The sequence below is a fragment of the Roseibium marinum genome, assembly GCF_002906165.1.
GTDB classification, from domain to species: Bacteria; Pseudomonadota; Alphaproteobacteria; order Rhizobiales; family Stappiaceae; genus Roseibium; species Roseibium marinum.
The window spans coordinates 1345777-1362551 of record NZ_PPCN01000001.1 but is presented as its reverse complement, the minus strand read 5'-3'; the positions used below and the strand labels follow the sequence as shown (position 1 = coordinate 1362551).

General features: G+C 64.2%; 19 protein-coding genes. 15 read left to right on the top strand and 4 right to left on the bottom strand.

Translation table 11 applies throughout. From position 1 onward, the window contains the following. The first annotated feature begins 593 nt into the window (after nucleotides 1–593). Complete coding sequence (locus CLV41_RS06360) at nucleotides 594–1028, top strand: glyoxalase superfamily protein (protein ID WP_103221330.1); 435 nt, start codon at nucleotides 594–596, stop codon at nucleotides 1026–1028. Between the two features lie 37 nt (nucleotides 1029–1065). Here CLV41_RS06360 and CLV41_RS06355 read toward each other — a convergent pair whose 3' ends face one another. Both CLV41_RS06355 and CLV41_RS06350 read right to left on the bottom strand, forming a co-directional pair. After that, nucleotides 1066–1923: a methyltransferase gene (locus CLV41_RS06355; protein WP_103221329.1), complete on the bottom strand. Its 858-nt coding sequence runs from the start codon at nucleotides 1921–1923 to the stop codon at nucleotides 1066–1068. Nucleotides 1924–2011: 88 nt separating this feature from the next. Continuing rightward, nucleotides 2012–2770 (bottom strand): SOS response-associated peptidase, encoded by a 759-nt coding sequence (locus CLV41_RS06350; protein WP_103221328.1) that lies wholly within the window; start codon nucleotides 2768–2770, stop codon nucleotides 2012–2014. 387 nt (nucleotides 2771–3157) lie between these two features. Here CLV41_RS06350 and CLV41_RS06345 point away from each other — a divergent pair, with 387 nt between their 5' ends. The 4 genes from CLV41_RS06345 (at nucleotide 3158) to CLV41_RS06330 (ending at nucleotide 5092) form a co-directional block, all read left to right on the top strand. Further along, nucleotides 3158–3670, top strand: coding sequence for a hypothetical protein (locus CLV41_RS06345; RefSeq protein WP_103221327.1), 513 nt, complete (start codon nucleotides 3158–3160; stop codon nucleotides 3668–3670). 35 nt (nucleotides 3671–3705) lie between these two features. After that, a complete protein-coding gene (locus tag CLV41_RS06340; RefSeq protein WP_103221326.1) occupies nucleotides 3706–4128 on the top strand; it encodes an NUDIX hydrolase in 423 nt (140 codons plus the stop codon). A 90-nt stretch (nucleotides 4129–4218) separates the two neighbouring features. After that, nucleotides 4219–4629 (top strand): TIGR02301 family protein, encoded by a 411-nt coding sequence (locus tag CLV41_RS06335; RefSeq protein ID WP_235867069.1) that lies wholly within the window; start codon nucleotides 4219–4221, stop codon nucleotides 4627–4629. A gap of 190 nt (nucleotides 4630–4819) precedes the next feature. Next, nucleotides 4820–5092 carry a hypothetical protein gene (locus CLV41_RS06330; RefSeq protein ID WP_068407121.1) on the top strand — a complete coding sequence of 91 codons (273 nt, stop codon included), beginning with the start codon at nucleotides 4820–4822 and terminating at the stop codon, nucleotides 5090–5092. 115 nt (nucleotides 5093–5207) lie between these two features. Here the strand turns inward: CLV41_RS06330 and CLV41_RS06325 are convergent, their stop codons facing one another. Beyond that, entirely contained in the window at nucleotides 5208–5852 is a 645-nt protein-coding gene (locus CLV41_RS06325) for a LysE family translocator (protein ID WP_103221325.1), read from the bottom strand. Nucleotides 5853–6138: 286 nt separating this feature from the next. On the opposite strand from CLV41_RS06325, the gene CLV41_RS06320 reads away from it, so the two are divergent. From CLV41_RS06320 to CLV41_RS06275, 10 genes are all read left to right on the top strand, one after another. Beyond that, nucleotides 6139–6804 (top strand): hypothetical protein, encoded by a 666-nt coding sequence (locus tag CLV41_RS06320; RefSeq protein ID WP_208987301.1) that lies wholly within the window; start codon nucleotides 6139–6141, stop codon nucleotides 6802–6804. 152 nt (nucleotides 6805–6956) lie between these two features. Continuing rightward, nucleotides 6957–7592, top strand: coding sequence for a response regulator (locus CLV41_RS06315; protein WP_103221324.1), 636 nt, complete (start codon nucleotides 6957–6959; stop codon nucleotides 7590–7592). A 7-nt stretch (nucleotides 7593–7599) separates the two neighbouring features. After that, complete coding sequence (locus CLV41_RS06310) at nucleotides 7600–8928, top strand: histidine kinase (RefSeq protein WP_103221323.1); 1329 nt, start codon at nucleotides 7600–7602, stop codon at nucleotides 8926–8928. A gap of 105 nt (nucleotides 8929–9033) precedes the next feature. Further along, nucleotides 9034–9999, top strand: a complete 966-nt coding sequence (locus tag CLV41_RS06305) for an AAA family ATPase (RefSeq protein ID WP_103221322.1) — start codon at nucleotides 9034–9036, stop codon at nucleotides 9997–9999. 140 nt (nucleotides 10000–10139) lie between these two features. Next, on the top strand, nucleotides 10140–10844 hold the full coding sequence (locus CLV41_RS06300) for a DUF58 domain-containing protein (RefSeq protein WP_235867068.1): 705 nt from the start codon (nucleotides 10140–10142) through the stop codon (nucleotides 10842–10844). Beyond that, nucleotides 10831–11187: a hypothetical protein gene (locus CLV41_RS06295; protein ID WP_103221320.1), complete on the top strand. Its 357-nt coding sequence runs from the start codon at nucleotides 10831–10833 to the stop codon at nucleotides 11185–11187. Before CLV41_RS06300 ends, CLV41_RS06295 begins: the two co-directional genes overlap by 14 nt. Beyond that, nucleotides 11184–12125 carry a VWA domain-containing protein gene (locus CLV41_RS06290; RefSeq protein WP_103221319.1) on the top strand — a complete coding sequence of 314 codons (942 nt, stop codon included), beginning with the start codon at nucleotides 11184–11186 and terminating at the stop codon, nucleotides 12123–12125. The genes CLV41_RS06295 and CLV41_RS06290 overlap by 4 nt, the downstream gene beginning before the upstream one ends. Then, nucleotides 12122–13024, top strand: a complete 903-nt coding sequence (locus CLV41_RS06285; protein WP_103221318.1) for a VWA domain-containing protein — start codon at nucleotides 12122–12124, stop codon at nucleotides 13022–13024. The genes CLV41_RS06290 and CLV41_RS06285 overlap by 4 nt, the downstream gene beginning before the upstream one ends. After that, nucleotides 13021–13635, top strand: coding sequence for a hypothetical protein (locus tag CLV41_RS06280; RefSeq protein ID WP_103221317.1), 615 nt, complete (start codon nucleotides 13021–13023; stop codon nucleotides 13633–13635). The genes CLV41_RS06285 and CLV41_RS06280 overlap by 4 nt, the downstream gene beginning before the upstream one ends. Continuing rightward, complete coding sequence (locus tag CLV41_RS06275) at nucleotides 13629–14801, top strand: BatD family protein (RefSeq protein WP_103221316.1); 1173 nt, start codon at nucleotides 13629–13631, stop codon at nucleotides 14799–14801. The genes CLV41_RS06280 and CLV41_RS06275 overlap by 7 nt, the downstream gene beginning before the upstream one ends. Nucleotides 14802–15152: 351 nt before the next feature. Here the strand turns inward: CLV41_RS06275 and CLV41_RS06270 are convergent, their stop codons facing one another. Further along, nucleotides 15153–16739: an MBL fold metallo-hydrolase gene (locus tag CLV41_RS06270; protein ID WP_103221315.1), complete on the bottom strand. Its 1587-nt coding sequence runs from the start codon at nucleotides 16737–16739 to the stop codon at nucleotides 15153–15155. Between the last annotated feature and the right edge of the window lie 36 nt (nucleotides 16740–16775).

Below are 16775 nucleotides of genomic sequence, written 5' to 3'. Positions count from 1 at the left end.
TTCCACCCGGGGATACTCTTCCCCCGGCAACCGGCGGCAGCGGGTACGCCCGCTTCCGCAAAAGTCAGGTCGGAGCCGTTTCCCGGACCACATCTAGGGTCTGTGGACAATAAGGATTTGGTCGAGGTTTGGATGCAAAACGCCCAGTTCAAGAAGCAAGGTCGCAGGAAGGGTGTTCCCTTTCAAGACATTGCGACGCCGAAATGGGCGTTTTGCGCCAAATCTCTTCGAGACGCGGCGGATTTCGGTCCCGACTGCGTCGGAAAGTCCTTGTGGTGGGCGGCACCACTGCGGACTTTCCTCCTGTTCGGACACCGAAATCCGGCTCGCGCCGCGACCCAAACCTAATTGTCCACAGACCCTAGACCTAAAGCTGCGCCAGCGGCTTTCTTTTTGCGCCGTTGACAGCACCTGCCTGTGTCCCTATGCCTGTTGCCGGTTTGAGGGAACCGGCCGCCCGCGGGCAGACAGCCTTGGTGAATCCCTTCAGCGAAGTTCCATTCGCTGTGCTGAGCGACCTTCACAAGGAAGTGCAGGCTGATGGTAATGCGGGCCCCATTGTTACCGCCTGACGTTCTTGAAAAGGCATCCCCATGACGCTTCCCAGCGTTGACGCGCTCAAAACCCAGGCCAGACGCCTGCGCACGGCTCTTGCCGCCAAGGGGCAGGTGCTCTCGCACAGCCAGGCGCTCGAGCTGCTTTCCGCCCAATACGGTTACAAGGACTGGAACACCGCCTGCGCCGCGGCGTCCGCAGCCGGACCGGCCCTCCCCTTCGCGGTCGGCGACCGGGTTTGCGGTGTCTATATGCGACAAGCCTTTTCCGGAGACATCAGAGGGCTTTCCCGGGTCGGTCAGTCCGGGCATTTTCGTGTGACGCTGCAGTTCGACGAGCCGGTCGACGTGGTGACGTTCGACAGTTTTTCCGCTCATCGCAGCCGGGTCAGCTGCGTCATTCGCGAAGACGGTATTGCGGTCAAGAAAACGTCGGACGGCGAACCCCATCTGAAGATGAAGCGCAGCGGTTGATCACTTCATCGACGCGTAGCATCCAGATGCGCGCGCGTCACCGCCGCGCCATGACAAGGTGGCCTGGCACGGGGTCGTTCTCCTCCAGCCGCACGGTGATCGGTTCCATGGCGAGGATTTCGAACCCGGCCGCGTCCAGCGCCGCCCGGATATAGGCCTCGCCCTGGGCAAAACGATTTTTCGCGCCGACCATATAGGATCGGCCGCCGAGGATCTCCTCGGGAAGCGTCTCGGTCGAAAATGCCAGACAGCCACCCTGCCCGAGCCGGCCGGCCGCGCCGGCCAGAAACGGTTCGACGGCGCCGAGGTAGGGGAACACATCGGTGGCGGTGATCAGGTCCCAGTTCGGACGCGAACCGTCTTCCTCCTCGAATTCCTGCAGAAACTCCACGGCCTCGCCGACATAAAGATCGTCATAGACCTGCCTGTCATAGGCCAGCTCGACGATGCGTTCGGACAGGTCGACCCCGGTCCGGTGAACAGTGCAATCCGCAAGCGCCATGCCGGTCAGGCCTGTGCCGCAACCCAAATCCAGCAGACGGGTGAACGGCCCGATCTCCAGGCGGCGGATCAGATCCCGCACAAGCAGGGGAACGCAATAACCAAGCTCATCCACCAGGATGTCATCGAAGACATCCGCATGCTGATCGAAGAGCGTCGCGACATAGGCATCGGGCATCTTTTCCGGCGCGTCCTGCGCGCCGATGGCCGCCAGGCGAATACTGACACCGCCGGTATCCACCGGATCGAGCGTCAAGGCATGACGGTAGGCCTGTTCCGCCCCCTTCAGATCGCCTGCTTTCTGGAGCTCCAGGCCACGATTGTAGGCCTCCGCCAAAGCTTCGTTTTCCGTCGCGTCATGCTCATGGGGGGCGAAGTTGTCGTTGTCGCTCATGTGGTCATCCTTACCGGCAGAGCCTTCCCCTACAGCGGCCTTGAAACGATTGCACGGCAATTCTGACGGGACCGGGTGTGTTCGCGGCTCAAAACAGATCGAGCTGACTGTCATCCGGGTCCGGCTTTGCCGTCCGCTTCGCTTTGGCCTCTTTCCCGGCGCCGTCTGGCCGGTCATCTATCTCAGCGGGCTCGTGGAGATCCGCGTCGTCGTTGGACACCTTGTTGACCCGGCTTGATACAGGTGTCGCCACCAGAAAACCGTCCTCTACCGGCAGAAGCAGTTTTTCGGCCTCTCGGCGGTCCACATGGGCAATGTCCAGCCAGGTGTCGAACACCTCAGGCTTGAGGATCACCGGCATGCGGTCATGGATCGGTGACATCATCCGGTTGGCCCGAATTGTGAGAATTGCGCCGGTGTCTATGTCACCGCCGTCAGGATCCGACCAGGTGTCCCACAGACCGGCAAAAGCCATCACGCCGCCGTCGGCCGGTCTGATCCAGAATGGCTGCTTGCCCCCGGGCGTGCGCCGCCACTCGTAAAACCCGGAAGCGGGAACCAGGCAGCGGTGGTGGCGCATGGCCGAGCGGAAGGACGGTTTTTGCGATGCGGTCTCCGCTCTCGCATTGATGAGCAGGCTGAAACTTGCCGGATCCTTGGCCCACGCGGGGATAAGCCCCCAGCGGACAAGATGGAACTGCCGCTTGCCGCCGAGGTCCTGCCGGACGATCGCCAGCGGCTGGGTCGGAGCGATGTTGTAGCGCGGCGGAAAATTCGGCCGCTCGTCATAGCCGAAAAATGTCCGCACGGCGTCGGGGGGGGTGGTGAGCGCGAGCCGGCCGCACATCTTGAGTTTCTCCGTTGCCTGACATCCATCCACCGGGTCTTCATCCGGCACTGCCAAGTTAGGTAATTGGAAATAAAAAGGAAGTAGCCTAACTCACGAACTCATAAATGAGCATGAAATGGTTTGAATTGGATTGCTCCTCATCAAGGAGTGGAAGTGCAGGAAATGTGGCGCATTTCCCGACCTTTCGCGACGCAGAGGAAGAGTAATCGGGTCAAATCCGGAGGACATGGAAATGGCTTCACCTCGCAGTATCAGCACGCTTGACCGGGCAAAAAGCCCGCTCCGCACGCCCTTCCTCGCCAGGTTTCGCCATTTCCGATGCCATTTCATCCTCATTCATGGGTCCGTGGCCTAGAGCGTAAATTCAACAATCGGGGGAAAGGTATGGACTGTTTGGATCCAGTTTTGGGCGCCGGAGATCTGGCAGCCGACAGGCTGGAACAGGCAAACATCAACCCCCAGACGGGGCTTGCCACCGACTATCTCAATCACTTCAACGAAGTGATGATGCTTCTTGAAATGCTTCCCGCAATGCCCGATTGCGCCGGGGATGTGCTTGAGTGGGAACCGCTGGATTACATCGGTCATTTCGAGAATTCGACCTTCAAGGACAAGAATCTCGCCATTCTGGCCTATCACGCCGCCCCTGCCAAATTGCGCAGTCACCTGGAAACCCAGGTCGCTGAAATCAACGGGCTGGTCTGCCAGATCCAGGACCGGCTGCGCCAGGCTCCTTCCCCTACGGTGGTCGCGGCGGAAATCGCCGACATCGCGACCCACGAGATCAAGCCGCTGATTTCCGTTGCGGGCGCGGTCATCCACGGTCATGTCGAACCGGAGGCAACCCAGCACGAGGGCGAAGGCGCCCAGGCGGAAATCGACGCTCTGTTCGCTTGAAACGTCCCGTTGCTTCAGATTTCCCAAGGCACTCCATGTCCAGGCTATATCCAGATGCTCCCCGTGTCGGTGTCAGTGTCCTGTGCCACAGGAACGGACGAGTGCTGCTGATCAAGCGCGGCAAGGACCCCTACAAGGATCACTGGAGCCTGCCCGGCGGGCTGGTGGAGCTGGGCGAAACACTGCTCGAGGCCGCGGAACGGGAGCTCCGGGAAGAAACCGGTGTGAAGGCGCGCCTGGGAGCCCCCGCCGAAACCTTCGATTCCATTCAGCGGGACGCCGACGGGAGCGTTCGCGCGCATTTCATTCTCACCGTTTTCTGCGGAGCCTATCGGTCCGGCCCCCCCGAACCCGGTGACGATGCCGTCGCCCTTGAGTGGATAGAGCCCGACCGCCTGGACGACAGGCTGACCACACCGGGCACGCCGGACCGTATCCGGCGTCTGATGGCCCGATAGAGCCGGAACGTCCAGCTCCCTCTCGGCCAATTCTTGGGATCACCGTTCATTGTGCTTGCGGCATGAGTTGCCGTTGAGCATGATCGGCCCATGATGAAACAGTGCATACGTTCTGTCTGTGCCAGCGTTGCGGTCATTGCGGTCATAGGCCTGACAAGCGCGGGTCAGGTTGTATCCGCACAGGACGGCTCGGCCGATGAACCGCCTTTCGAGCAGCAACTCATGCGCCTGTCCGAGATTTTCGGCGCCCTCCATTTTCTGCGCCCGCTCTGCAAGAAAAGCGATACCCCGAGCTGGCGCGACCAGATGGAGGATTTTCTGGACGCCGAAACGCTGGACGACAATCGGCGGCGCCGGTTCATTGAACGTTTTAACCAGGGTTATCGTGGTTTCTCAGTCGCTTACAGAGACTGCACTGAAGCCGCACGTATCGCAATGGCACAATATCTGACCGAGGGCGAGACCATTATCAGCGACGTTACCAGCCGATACGGTCGATAAATTGGCGGGAAATCCTCCAATTGTTACGGGTTGGTTAACCATTTGAATCAAATTTGTGGGTGGCCGTTAAGTTTGCGTTTACGGTTGCTTATCAGCGCGGTTAGCCGTGCTAGGATCAAGTCATCAGATTCGGGCAGCGACACGTTGGAGTTGACTCCAAAGCGTTGGGGAAGGACCGGTAAGGAAGCGAATGATAAACGACGATTATGCCGAAGCGGCGATGGAAGCCGAATTTGCCGAAGACGAAGACATCAGGCGTGCTGCTCTCGGCTTTATCTCTGACGCTTGGGCAGAAGCCATCGCAAATGGCGTCGATGCCGACGCCGTTGCTCACGCGGCGATGTTCACGGCGCTTGCAGATCTTGTGGCCGCCTATGGCGAAGACGCCGTCGCCAAATTGGCCGAAGGCCTGCCCGACCGTATCCTGCAGGGCGACTACACGGTCAACCGCGTTCTTCAGTAGACTTTCGCGCAACGCTTCCCTGACGAAGGCCGGCACGTCCGGCCTTTGTGATTCCCGCACCTGACCGAAGAGCCCCCTGCATGGCCGCGGTGGATGCCGGCGCCGCAATGTCAGCCTATTTCAGAAGCGTAAGACCCAGCAACAGTTTCAGATAGATCAGTGCGCCGAAGGCAACCAGAACGAACCCGGCGATGTGATTTGCCCGGTCCAGCCACCGGTCATCGATCCTGGCCCTGTAACGTGACACCGCGGCCGAGACAACGACCCACCAGGTCGTCGCGCCGCCGGCGACTCCCGAAACCATGACAAGCGCCCCGAAATGGTCTCCGGGAGACGGCCGGAATTCACCCAATCCGCCGAAAATCGCGATAAAGGCGATGACCGCGCCCGGATTGGTGATCGCCATGAAGAAGGCCGCCGTGGCGTCGCCCAGAAATCCGCGGTTCCAGCCGTTGCCGTCCTTGTCCAGATGAGGATGCGTATTCCAGATCTTGATCCCGAAAACAATCAGCAGCGCACCACCGACAATCTCGATGAGATTGATCTGGCCTTCGATGAAATTGGTGACGGCGGACACGCCGAATATCGCGGCGGCGGCGAAGATCGTGTCGGCGACAACAGCGCCCATCCCGACATACACCCCCTGCCGGAACCCGCCATGCACCGCATGCTGAATGGCCATGACATTGACCGGCCCGACCGGTGCCGTGGTCAGAACCCCGACGAAATAACCGATCAGCACATATTCCACAAAAGTCACAAACAGTCCTTTTCGGTGAACTCCGGGTTTACCCTACCAAAGCGTGTCGCGTTAAATTGAATTCAGGAAATCGCCCGAACGCATTTGCAATGCAAACGTTGCCTCGGGCGTCCTCCTAAGTCCATGAATCCGCTCAGACGCGACGCGCTCTAAAGCAAATTCGCTTCTCGATAGCTGCCCTGCTGCATTATGACAAGAACAGGAAAGTCCAATCGCCCCCGTTTTCACTTTTGCACGAATTGTTTAAGGAATGACGCTGAGGGGCTGAAACCTGGAGAAAGTCACCATGGCGCGAATAGTCGCGGCTGCAATACTGACTGCCTGTCTTTTCCAGGGTGCAGCCCTGGCCAAGACCGTTCAGACGGAGGCGATCCGCCCACCGGTGGAGGCGCCGCAGGCCGTTCCGCTTACCGGCGGCGGGCAGAGCCTGCCTGAAAGTGGCAGCCAACCGCAGGACACCGGAACCGCAGCCGCGGACGATCCGGGAAAACCCCAAGTGCTCTACAACACCGATATGCTGCCCAAACAGGTTTCGCGCATGCATGCGCAGCTCAAGGAAGCCGCTCTTGCCGGCAGCATGGAGCGGTTGCGCAGGGTCCTGGAAAGCAATGAACTTCCTCCGACGCTTTCCTTCGGCGAGATCGGCGATCCGATCGAGTTTCTCAAATCCAGCTCCGGCGATGGCGAAGGATTCGAGATCCTCGCCATTCTGGCGGACATTCTCGACGCCGGTTTCCTGCATGTCGACGCCGGAACGCCTCAGGAAATGTATGTCTGGCCGTATTTCTCCCGCTATCCGCTCTTCAATCTGACGCCGGACCAGAAGGTCGAACTCTTCCGTATCGTTACGGCTGGAGACTTCGCCGAAATGCAGGATTTCGGCGCCTGGACCTTTTACCGGGTCGGCATAGGACCGGACGGGACGCTGCACTATTTCGTGGCGGGAGACTGAAACGACCCTGGCGCCGGTGACACCGGCATTTTCCGGCGCTGGACGAAACAGGCTGCCGCCCCGCCCCGTGCCGTGCCGGTCCCGGCGCGGTGCGGTTTTTGCCCATTAAGGATGCATTGAGCAGGCTTGCACGGTCGCGGTAAGATGGCTCCATGGAAGCGATCCGCATTCTTCTGGCCGATGACCACCCGATCGTGCGGGAGGGTTATCTTCGTCTGCTCGAACGGCAGCCGGGGCTTGCCGTCATCGCGCAGGCCAGCAATGGAGAAGCGGCGCTCGCCGCCTTTGCCGACCATGCGCCCGACATCGTTCTGATGGATCTGTCCATGCCGGGCGCCGGCGGACTTGTCGCGGTCGAAGCGATTCTGGCGCGGGATCCGCGGGCGCGCATCATCGTCGTCTCGATGCATCAGGGGGCGGTCTTCGCACAAAAGGCCATCGCCGCGGGAGCACGGGGCTTTGTTTCGAAAAGCAGCCCGCCCGAGGAACTGGTCGGCGCCATCGCCAAAGTCATGTCCGGACGCCGGGCGCTGTCGAGCGACATGGCGCAGGAGGTCGCGCAAACATCGCTCGGGAAGGACGATATCGCCGCCCTGACGCGACGCGAACTGGAAATCCTGCAGCTTCTGGCCCGCGGGATGGGCGGACGGGCGATCGCAAAAAGCCTCGGTCTTTCGGCCAAGACGATCCAGAACAACCTCTCTCAGGTCCGGGCCAAGCTCGACGCCTCCGGCGACGCCGACCTGGTGCTCAAGGCGCAGCGGGCCGGCCTGACGCTGTCGGGCTGACGAACGCATGCGCCGGCTCCTTCCACAGCTCGTCCTGCGCGTACTCGCCGCACAGCTCGTGACGGTTCTGCTCGGAGCGTCCTGGATCCTGTGGGCGACTGCCGATGCGGCCCGCGAGGATGCTCGCGTGACCGCCGAACGGGTGGCCGTGGCCATCGCGGCGCGCCCGGACTTCATGGGATTGGCCTTTGGCGGCGTAGCTCCCGTCGCGGCCTTTCGCGACTGGCAGGATTTTCCGCGCTGGACACTGATCGCGCCCGGGATCTGCGTCGAATTCGGCGCGAACGAAGAGCCCGACCATCGCCGCTGCGGCTCCTACCTGGCTGCCGTGACGCCGCCGCCGCTGTGGTTCCAGCAGTTCGCGGAGCGTATCGGACTGATCCCGGCGCCTGTCACGCGGCCCGTGCGCTCGCGCGGCGTCACCAACGCCCGCGTCACCGCCATTGCCGAACCGGACGTCATCATTGCCCGCGCATGGGACCGGATCGGCTACCTGATGCGCCTTGCGTTCGGCATGGCGGTCGGCGGCGCTCTCCTGACCGGCCTTCTGGTCGCCCGACTGCTGTTGCCGTTCCGCACGATCCTGCGCAGCATCGAGCGGCTGCAAAGCGGAGATTTCTCGACCCGCCAGCCCCGCCAGAGTGTCGCCGAATTCGACCGGCTGGGCCTCGCGCTGAACGATACCGCGAATGCCCTTCAGGAAGCCCAGGATACCAGAACCGATCTGACGCGGCGGCTGTTCACGGTGCAGGAAAGCGAACGCCGTGCCCTGGCGCGGGAGCTGCATGACGAATTCGGCCAGTGCCTGACCGCGACCCGTGCGCTCGCCACTGCCGTGGCGCAATCGGGCGAGACCACGGCCCGCGACGGGGTGCGGATCGCCGAGATCTCCGGCCAGATGATGCAGAGCCTGCGCAGCGAGCTGTCGCGTCTGCGGCCTCCCGACCTCGACGAGTTGGGGCTCGACGCGGCGCTTCAGCGCCTGGTGGCGGGCTGGCGCGGCCGGCTGCCGAGTGTACGTTTCGCGCTGGACCTTCAAGGCGATATCGATGCCGTTCCGGACGATCTCGCGCTCAGCCTCTACCGCATCACCCAGGAATGCCTGACGAACGCGATCCGGCACGGCGAGCCGAAAGCCGTCACCGTCAGCCTTGAAGCCGGCGACGGCATTTTCCTGACGGTTTCCGATGACGGCGGCGCCCGCGGCGAGCTTCCCGCCGGCGACGGCTACGGCCTGCTCGGCATCCGCGAGCGGGTCTACGCGCTCGGAGGCAGCTTCACGCTGACGCCGCTGGAGAACGGCATGCGCGCGCGCGTACATCTGGAGCCCTTCTGAGGAGCCCGAACCGCCCGACCCGGGATATCTTCCCGGTCCTGCCGGGAAGACGTCTCTGGCGCGGCATCGCCGTCTGATGCATGTTTCCTCATGGGAGGTAACCATATGGATGATATTTGCCATCCGATCGCACGTCTTGAGGCGGATGTCTCGGCGGGACTGATCGGACACCGGGACATGGTCGAGCGCCTGCTGATCGCTTTGCTGGTCGGCGGCCACGTACTGATCGAAGGCCCTCCCGGGGTCGCCAAGACCCGCACGGTGAAACTGCTCGCCGCCCATCTGCCCGGCAGCCACGGGCGCATCCAGTGTACGCCGGACCTGTTGCCCGCTGACCTGACCGGCACCCAGGTGTTCCATTCGGAAACCGGCAGTTTCGATTTCATTCCGGGGCCTGTTTTTCACGCGCTGGTGCTGGTCGATGAAATCAACCGGGCGCCTCCCAAGGTTCAGTCGGCCCTGCTGGAAGCCATGGCCGAGCGCCAGGTAACCACCTCGGGCATCACCCGGCCCCTGCCCGATCCCTTCATGGTCGTCGCCACGCAGAACCCCATCGAGCACGAAGGGACCTTTCCCTTGCCCGAGGCGCAGATGGACCGCTTTCTCCTGCATCTCGCGCTTGGCTTGCCGGAAGCCGAGCAGGAGCGCGCGATCCTCGACCTTGTGGAAGCCGAGGACATCGCCGTTCAGGCCTCCCCGGTCCCGGACTATCCAGGCCCTCAGATGTCCGCCGAAGAGCTTCGCACCGCCCAGGCGGAAGTCGCCCGGGTGCATCTTGCTCCCGCGCTGAAGGACTTCATCGTGCGGCTGGTCATGGCCTCGCGCTCCGGCGGCGCTGTTGCCGAATGGGTCGAGCATCCCGTCTCGCCGCGCGGCACTCTGGCGCTGGCCGCCTCCGTGCGGGCCCGGGCCTGGCTGAAGGGCCGCGACTTCGGCCTGCCGGAGGACGCCCAGGCGCTTGCGCCCGACGTGCTCGCCCATCGGCTGATCCCGAGCTGGGCCGCCGTCAGCGAAGGACGCACCGGCCGCAGCCTTGTCGCCGACGTGTTGCGGCTGGTGGAACCATGGTGAGCGCCGCGCTGGACCATCCGGGCATCCGGCTCGGCGCGCAGGAACTGCTGGCGCTGCGCGACGCCCCGCACCCGCCGAACGGGCATCGCCCGGCAACCCGCAGGCCCGGCGCGGTTCCGGCCAGATTGCCGGGCGCCGGCATGGACCTCAGGGAGATCCGGGCCTTCTCCGAAGGCGACGACACCCGCCGGATCGACCCGGCCGCCACGGCGCGCACCGGAACGCCGCATGTGCGCAGTTTTCATGAGGACAGGGACGACACGACGCTGCTGATCGCAGATTTCAGGCCGGCGATGCTCTGGGGAACGGGCGCGAGCCTGCGCTCGGTGCGGGCGGCCAGGCTGCTGGCCCGGCACGGCTGGCAGGCCGCCGCGCGCGGGGCGTCCGTCGCCGGGCTGGCAATCACGGCTTCCGGCATCGCCGCGCTTCCGGCGCGCACGGGAGCGCGGCAGTTGAGCGCCATCGCGCAGATGCTCGCGCATGAGCACGACAAGGCGCTGGAGTGGCAAGGGGACGCTTCGTCGCCCACATTTTCCCTGGCGGCGGCGCTGGTGCGCGCCGCGCGGCTCGCCCCGCCCGGCGCGCAGGTGTGGCTTGCCACCGATGCCGAGGGAATTGCATCCGAAGACGAAGCCGCCCTTCGCCGGCTGTCGCGCCGCAGACGGGTGACCCTGCTTTGCCCGCTCGATCCGGTCGAGATATCCCCGCCGCCCAGGGCTCTGCCGGTCGCGTCCGGCGCCGCCAGCCGGTTCGCGCGGTTGCGGGCCTTCGATCTGGAGCCGCTCACCGCGCGGATGCGGGCCCTGAACGTCACCCTTCAGGTCGTCTCAGATGACACAGGCTGAGCTGATTGCCGCCTTGCCGGCGGGACGCCTGCCACCGGAGCTGATGGAACTCGGCCCCGCCGACCTGCTGGCACTGTTCGGAGCGGGCCTGATGGTTTCGGCGCTTGTGGCGCTGCTGATCGCGCCATTCGTTGCCCGCCGCCCGTCCCGCAAGGCCCGGATCCGGGCGACCCGCGCGCTGCCGACCGAGGAGCGCCTGCTGGAAATCGCCCGCATTCTCGGCCATCTGCCGGAAGACCTGCGCCCGGCGGCCTATGGCGGCGAGGAGCCGCCTTCCGGCCAAACCATCGAGCGCATGGCGCTGAAGTCCAGGGTCTCGCATGGCGGGAAAGCGGGCCGATGAACCTTGCCTTTCCTCTCGCGCTGCTGCTTCTGCCGCTTCCCTTCCTGATCCACCGTCTTCTGACGAGACCGGGCGCCGTTCACGCCGCCTTGCAGGTGCCGTCCGGCCTCTTCGCCGCGGCCATGCCGGCAGCAAGCCGGGGCGACCGTTTCGGCAGGATTTTGCTGATCCTGGCATGGGGCGCACTGGTCGTGGCGCTTTCGGGGCCGCGCCTGTCACAGACGACGGACATCCTGCCTTTTTCCGGACGCGAGATCATTCTGGCGATCGACCTTTCCGGCAGCATGGTCAAGGAGGATTTCGTGCTGGACGGCGAACCGCTGTCGCGGCTCGAAGCGGTCAAACGGGTGGCCTCCGGCTTTGTCGCCGCGCGCAAGGGCGACCGTATCGGCCTCGTGGTCTTCGGCGAACGTCCCTATGTGGCGCAACCGCCGACCTTCGACGTCGCCTCGGTCGCCCGGTCCATCGAAACGGCGCAGATCGGCATATCGGGCCGGGCAACCGCCATCGCCGACGGGCTCGGCCTGGCGGTCAAGCGACTGGAAGCCAGCCAGGCCACCACGAGAATTGTCGTGCTGCTGTCGGACGGCGTCGACACATCGGGCAAGGTGCGCGCGAGCGATGTCTCCCGGCTGGCGGCGCAAAAAGGCATCCGCGTGCACACGATCGCACTCGGTCCCGAGGACCTGGAAAGCCAACCCGGCTCCCGGGACGCGGTCGATGCGGCGGCTCTCAAGGCGATGGCCGAAATCGGCGGCGGCACCAGTTTCCGCGTGCGCACCATGGACGATCTGCAAGCCATGGCCGCCACTCTGGACCGTCTGGAACCGAGCCCCATGCGCCGCCCGCCCCTGCATTACTGGCGCCCGCTGTGGATCTGGCCCGCCGGTGCCGCCTTCCTGCTGCTCCTGCTGCTTGCCGCCAGGAGGCAGGCATGAGCGAGTTGACCCTGCTGCGCCCATGGTGGCTGGCGGCGCTGCCGCTGCTGATCGTGCTTGCTCTGTGGACCTGGCGGCGCGGGGCCGATGCGGGCGGCTGGCGGCAGGTCATGCCCGCGCCGATGCTGCGGGCGATGCGCGCGCTTGGCCATCTGCGCGGTGAAACCGGCCGGGCGGGACTGTCCTGCCTCGCGGCGGCCGCGCTGCTGGCGCTCGGCCTCGCCGGACCCGCCGTGCCCCGCACCGACGCCCCGGTGCTCGCCGGAAACGGCGCGGTCCTGATCGCCATCGACATGTCGCCTTCCGTCGCCACAAGTCCGGCGCTTGCAGATGCGCAGGCCGCCGCCGCGCAGATCCTGCGGGCCGCGAACGGCCGCGCCGTCGGCCTGATCCTCTATTCCGGGGAGGCCTATGACGTCGCCGCCCCGACCGCCGATCCCGCGACGCTGGAAACCCAGATCGCCGTGCTCGGCCCGGACACCATGCCGGGACAGGGCAGCCGCCCCGCCGCCGCCCTGGCGCTCGCCCGGCAGATGCTGTCGGACGTTGCCGACGCCGATCTCGTGCTGATTTCCGATGGCGGCGGCTTCGGCGCGGAGGCGGCCGCAGAGGCCGAACGCCTGACCGGCGGCGGTGCCCGCCTGTCACTGCTGACGCTTTCAGGCGCAGCCGGCCCCCCGCCCGCCAGCGCGCTCGAATGGGATGTCTTTCAGAGCCTGACCGCTGTCTCCGTTGCCGCACCGGCCCGGGCGCCCGATCCGGTGCTCGGGCGGATTTCGTCGGCTGCGTCCCTCAGCCGGGACAGCGCCCTGACCGCGCTTCGCTTCCACGATCTCGGGCCTCTCTTCGCCGTGCTGGCGCTGTTCCCCGTGCTTGCCCTGTTCCGGAGGCCCGCATGAAACGCGCCGCCGCCGCCTTGCTGATCGGGCTTGCCTGTCTTGTTCTCGCCGGCCCCGCCGCCTGGGGCCGCATCGCGCTGTGGGCAGGAGCGCCGGGCGCGGCCGCTCTCTTGAGCACACCCGCCGAACAAGGCCTCGCGCTCTACCGGGAAGGCAACTATCAGGCCGCCGACGCGGCTTTGGCCCTTGCCGGACGCGGCCAGACCTTCAACCGCGCCCTGACGCTGGCTGCGACCGGCAAGCATGCGCTGTCGGTTGCATATTTCGATGCCGTCCTGTTCGTCGCACCTGCCGACGCGGAGGCCCGCCGCCTGCGCGATCTGGTCGGCGCGATGGTTCCCAAGACACGCGGCGACAGCGACGCGCCGGGACGGCTGACCGGCCATGGCGGGCGCACCGGCCAGGGCGAGACGAGCCCCTGGGGCTGGCCCGGCACGCCGGATCCCGAATGGCAGCGCAGGGTCACCGAACGGGGCTTTGCAGCCTCCGATGCCTGGCTGGAAACGATCTCCGACGATCCGGGCGAGTTCCTGCGGCTGCGCCTTGAAAAGGAATATGAGCGCCGGGCCGCCCTCGGCCTGATCCGGGCGGAGGAGGCCGAACCATGGTAATCCGTCTCGCGCTGCTGCTGATCCTGCTGCTTGCTCCGTCCACCGGCGCCCGCGCGGAAAGCCTGCGCCTGATTGTGCCGGAGATGCTGCCCGTCGTCGGGGAAATGATCCCGGTGACGGTAAGGGGCGAATACACGCACCGGATCGCCCTTGAAACGCTCACGTTTCCCGATTCGGACGCCTATGACTGGATGCAGCTTGCCCGCGACGACTGGCGCGAGGAACGGGTGAACGGCCGGACCCTGCTGGTGCTGGAACGGCGCATCGCGCTGTTTCCGCGCAAGGCCGGGCCGATCACGATCGGGCCGCTCACCCATCATCTCACGATTGCGACCGATACCGGTGGCCGTGAGCCGCTGGACGTGCGGACCGAGCCTGTGACCGTTCAGGTCGCCGCCTTCCCGGCGGACAGCGCCCCGCTGGCGGCCAGCGCGCTCAAGGTGGAGGACACGCTTTCGGCGCTTCCGGGCGCGCTGCGCGACGGCGAGACCCTGATCCGCCGGGTGACCTTGAGCGCCGACGACACCCTGCCCCATCTGCTGCCGCCAAGGCCCACTGTCCGCCAACCTTGGCTGATCAGCTTCAGCGCGCCGGAGGTGCGCGAGGTGAAGCCGACGCCGCAGGGACCGGAGACAACCGTCATCTGGGAATGGCACCTGCGCCCCAAGACCGGCGAACCCGGCGTGCTGCCGCCGGTCGAGATCCCCTGGTTCGACACGGCGACGCGGCAGATGCGGGTCGCGCAAATCCCCGCCATCCCCTTCGGCTATGCAAGCTTTGAGGCCAACCGGACCCGCGCCGACCGGCTGCCCACGTCCCAGATCGCCACCGCCTGCGCCGTGTTCACGGCCGGCCTCCTCGCCGGCCTCGCCCTTGCGCTCGCCGGTGCCTCCCCGCGCCGGAAGACCCAAATCCTGAAGCTGCTGAAGCGCTGGTCCCCGCACGACCCGACCCGCCGCGCCCTGAAGGCGGCTGCAAGAACGAAAGACCTGATAGCGCTCCGCTCAGCAGCCGAACGCTATCTGGCACGGCGGCGGGATCTAGACCTGCCCGAAACGGGTGGTTCCACGGCGGAACTGGACCGGGCGATTTATGCGGCTGGATCCGGGGTGGAGGGGTTCGATCCGGAGCGGTTCCGGCGGGGGCTGGTCAAGGGAAAGACGTAAAGGCGGAGGTGAAGCGGAGCAGCAAATTCGGGAAAAGCCGCGTCATTCTGAGGGACTGTCACCCCCCTCTGTCTCCTTTCGGAGACATCTCCCTCTCAAGGGGGGAGACCGGGTGCCAGCCGCAAGGCCCGTTGCGGAATGCAGAGACCATCCAAACCGGACAGCAGCGGGTGCCCCCATCCGCGCATCGCTTGTCCGGCGCGACACCCGAGTTCAAGAGGAGTTGGCCGCCCTTTTCGCGAAGCTCCTTAAGAGGGCAATCATGGGCGAGGTCAGGCAACCGCCAAAACGGCGCCTGGTGCCGGAACCGACGAGCCCTGGAACGGTTAAGCCGAGGCCATTTCCATAAGGTCAGCTTTCAAGCACCTGGCGGAGTTTTTCGATCAGTTCATGCCGTGATTTCGGATCCGTCTGTGACCCCAGCTGGTTGTTGATGTCCAAAATGAGCCGGGTGACATCATTGTGCCAATCCTGACGCGCGACCTGATCCGGGGCAAGCCGGGGCTCCGCAGTTTCCGCGCAAAGGAGGGCACCGTCCGGCGTCAACTCGTAAGTGGAATCGAGGTAAGGTGAGAAGACTTTCTCAGACGGCAGAAACCCGCGTGCGGTCTCGGCAAGTTCGGAATTCGCGTTTTCCTCGCCATGCACAACGAACACCCCCTTGTTGATCGGAAGCCGTTTCTTGATCCAGTCGACCAGTTCGGTCTTGTCCGCATGGCCGGAATACAGATCGATGGTTCGGATCCGGGCGCGGACGGCAATTTCATCCCCCTGTATGCGAACATTTTTGGCGCCCTCCATCAGGATACGTCCCAAGGTGCCTTGCGCCTGATAGCCAACGATCAGAACGGTCGCCTCTTCCCGCCATAGCCAGTTCTTCAGCCTGTGCCGAATCCGACCTGCTTCACACATGCCGCTTGCCGCAATGACGATATGAAAATCGCGAAGCCGGTCGAGAGCTTTGCTCTGTTCCATCGACTGTGAAAAATGCAGGTTATGGCCTTCAAGCCCTTGCAGGAATTTCGCATCGCGTTCCAGTTCATCGGCATGGCGCGCGAACACCTCCGTCGCCCGGATGGCCAATGGACTATCGAGATAAACCGGTACCGTCGGTACCTGCCCCTCTTTCATCAAAAGACCGAGGTCGCTGATGAGTTCCTGCGCCCGTTCAACCGCAAACGACGGGATAATCAAGGCACCGTTCGGCTTGATCGCTTCGCGGACTTCGCGCGCCAGTATTTGTCTGCGCTGCTCCGGTTTTACGTCGTTCCTGTCACGATCCCCATAGGTGGATTCGCAAATCAGGAAATCGATATTTCCGGGCGCTTCCGGGTCCGGGTGCAGCAGCTTGAAGTCCGGGCCGATGTCACCGGAAAACAGAAGCCGCAGGTCGCTGCCATCTTCCTGTTTGATTTCCAGTTCCAGTGAAGCTGAACCCAGCATGTGACCGGCATTCCAGAAGCGGCCCCGCACACCCGGCAGGACGGCGAACCAGTGATCGTATCCGGTTTTTCTCAAGAGTTTGATTGTCTGCCGGACATCGATTTCGTCATAGATCGGCGTAACATTCCGCCGCCTGCGCTTCGCGGCTCTCTTGTTGAACTGACGCACCTCGACTTCCTGGATATGCGCACTGTCCAGCAGCATGACTTCAACGAGATCGGCGGTTGCAGGGGTCGCATGGATCGAGCCGTCAAACCCGTGTTTGACAAGCTTCGGCAACAGGCCGGAGTGGTCGATATGGGCATGGGTCAGCAGGACCGCATCGATGTCGGATGGCGTGAACGGGAAAGGCCGGTAGTTGAGTTCCTTCTCCGTTTTCGAGCCTTGAAACAACCCGCAATCGATCAGGATCGTGCCCGTTTCGGTTTCAAGCCGGAAACAGGATCCTGTTACGGCCCGGGAAGCGCCATGAAAACTGATTTCGGGATTTTTCATCGTGATCTCTTGTTCCTTCAGGCGGTTCGTTCCGAA

What these genes read in the sequence shown, in the direction of transcription:
- CLV41_RS06345 (WP_103221327.1), top strand. Translation starts at nt 3,158, where the DNA reads ATGGACTGTTTGGATCCAGTTTTGGGCGCCGGAGATCTGGCAGCCGAC.
- CLV41_RS06270 (WP_103221315.1), bottom strand. Translation starts at nt 16,739, where the DNA reads ATGAAAAATCCCGAAATCAGTTTTCATGGCGCTTCCCGGGCCGTAACA.
- CLV41_RS06360 (WP_103221330.1), top strand. Translation starts at nt 594, where the DNA reads ATGACGCTTCCCAGCGTTGACGCGCTCAAAACCCAGGCCAGACGCCTG.
- CLV41_RS06310 (WP_103221323.1), top strand. Translation starts at nt 7,600, where the DNA reads ATGCGCCGGCTCCTTCCACAGCTCGTCCTGCGCGTACTCGCCGCACAG.
- CLV41_RS06330 (WP_068407121.1), top strand. Translation starts at nt 4,820, where the DNA reads ATGATAAACGACGATTATGCCGAAGCGGCGATGGAAGCCGAATTTGCC.
- CLV41_RS06290 (WP_103221319.1), top strand. Translation starts at nt 11,184, where the DNA reads ATGAACCTTGCCTTTCCTCTCGCGCTGCTGCTTCTGCCGCTTCCCTTC.
- CLV41_RS06280 (WP_103221317.1), top strand. Translation starts at nt 13,021, where the DNA reads ATGAAACGCGCCGCCGCCGCCTTGCTGATCGGGCTTGCCTGTCTTGTT.
- CLV41_RS06285 (WP_103221318.1), top strand. Translation starts at nt 12,122, where the DNA reads ATGAGCGAGTTGACCCTGCTGCGCCCATGGTGGCTGGCGGCGCTGCCG.
- CLV41_RS06335 (WP_235867069.1), top strand. Translation starts at nt 4,219, where the DNA reads ATGATGAAACAGTGCATACGTTCTGTCTGTGCCAGCGTTGCGGTCATT.
- CLV41_RS06295 (WP_103221320.1), top strand. Translation starts at nt 10,831, where the DNA reads ATGACACAGGCTGAGCTGATTGCCGCCTTGCCGGCGGGACGCCTGCCA.
- CLV41_RS06300 (WP_235867068.1), top strand. Translation starts at nt 10,140, where the DNA reads ATGGACCTCAGGGAGATCCGGGCCTTCTCCGAAGGCGACGACACCCGC.
- CLV41_RS06350 (WP_103221328.1), bottom strand. Translation starts at nt 2,770, where the DNA reads ATGTGCGGCCGGCTCGCGCTCACCACCCCCCCCGACGCCGTGCGGACA.
- CLV41_RS06355 (WP_103221329.1), bottom strand. Translation starts at nt 1,923, where the DNA reads ATGAGCGACAACGACAACTTCGCCCCCCATGAGCATGACGCGACGGAA.
- CLV41_RS06315 (WP_103221324.1), top strand. Translation starts at nt 6,957, where the DNA reads ATGGAAGCGATCCGCATTCTTCTGGCCGATGACCACCCGATCGTGCGG.
- CLV41_RS06340 (WP_103221326.1), top strand. Translation starts at nt 3,706, where the DNA reads ATGTCCAGGCTATATCCAGATGCTCCCCGTGTCGGTGTCAGTGTCCTG.
- CLV41_RS06320 (WP_208987301.1), top strand. Translation starts at nt 6,139, where the DNA reads ATGGCGCGAATAGTCGCGGCTGCAATACTGACTGCCTGTCTTTTCCAG.
- CLV41_RS06305 (WP_103221322.1), top strand. Translation starts at nt 9,034, where the DNA reads ATGGATGATATTTGCCATCCGATCGCACGTCTTGAGGCGGATGTCTCG.
- CLV41_RS06275 (WP_103221316.1), top strand. Translation starts at nt 13,629, where the DNA reads ATGGTAATCCGTCTCGCGCTGCTGCTGATCCTGCTGCTTGCTCCGTCC.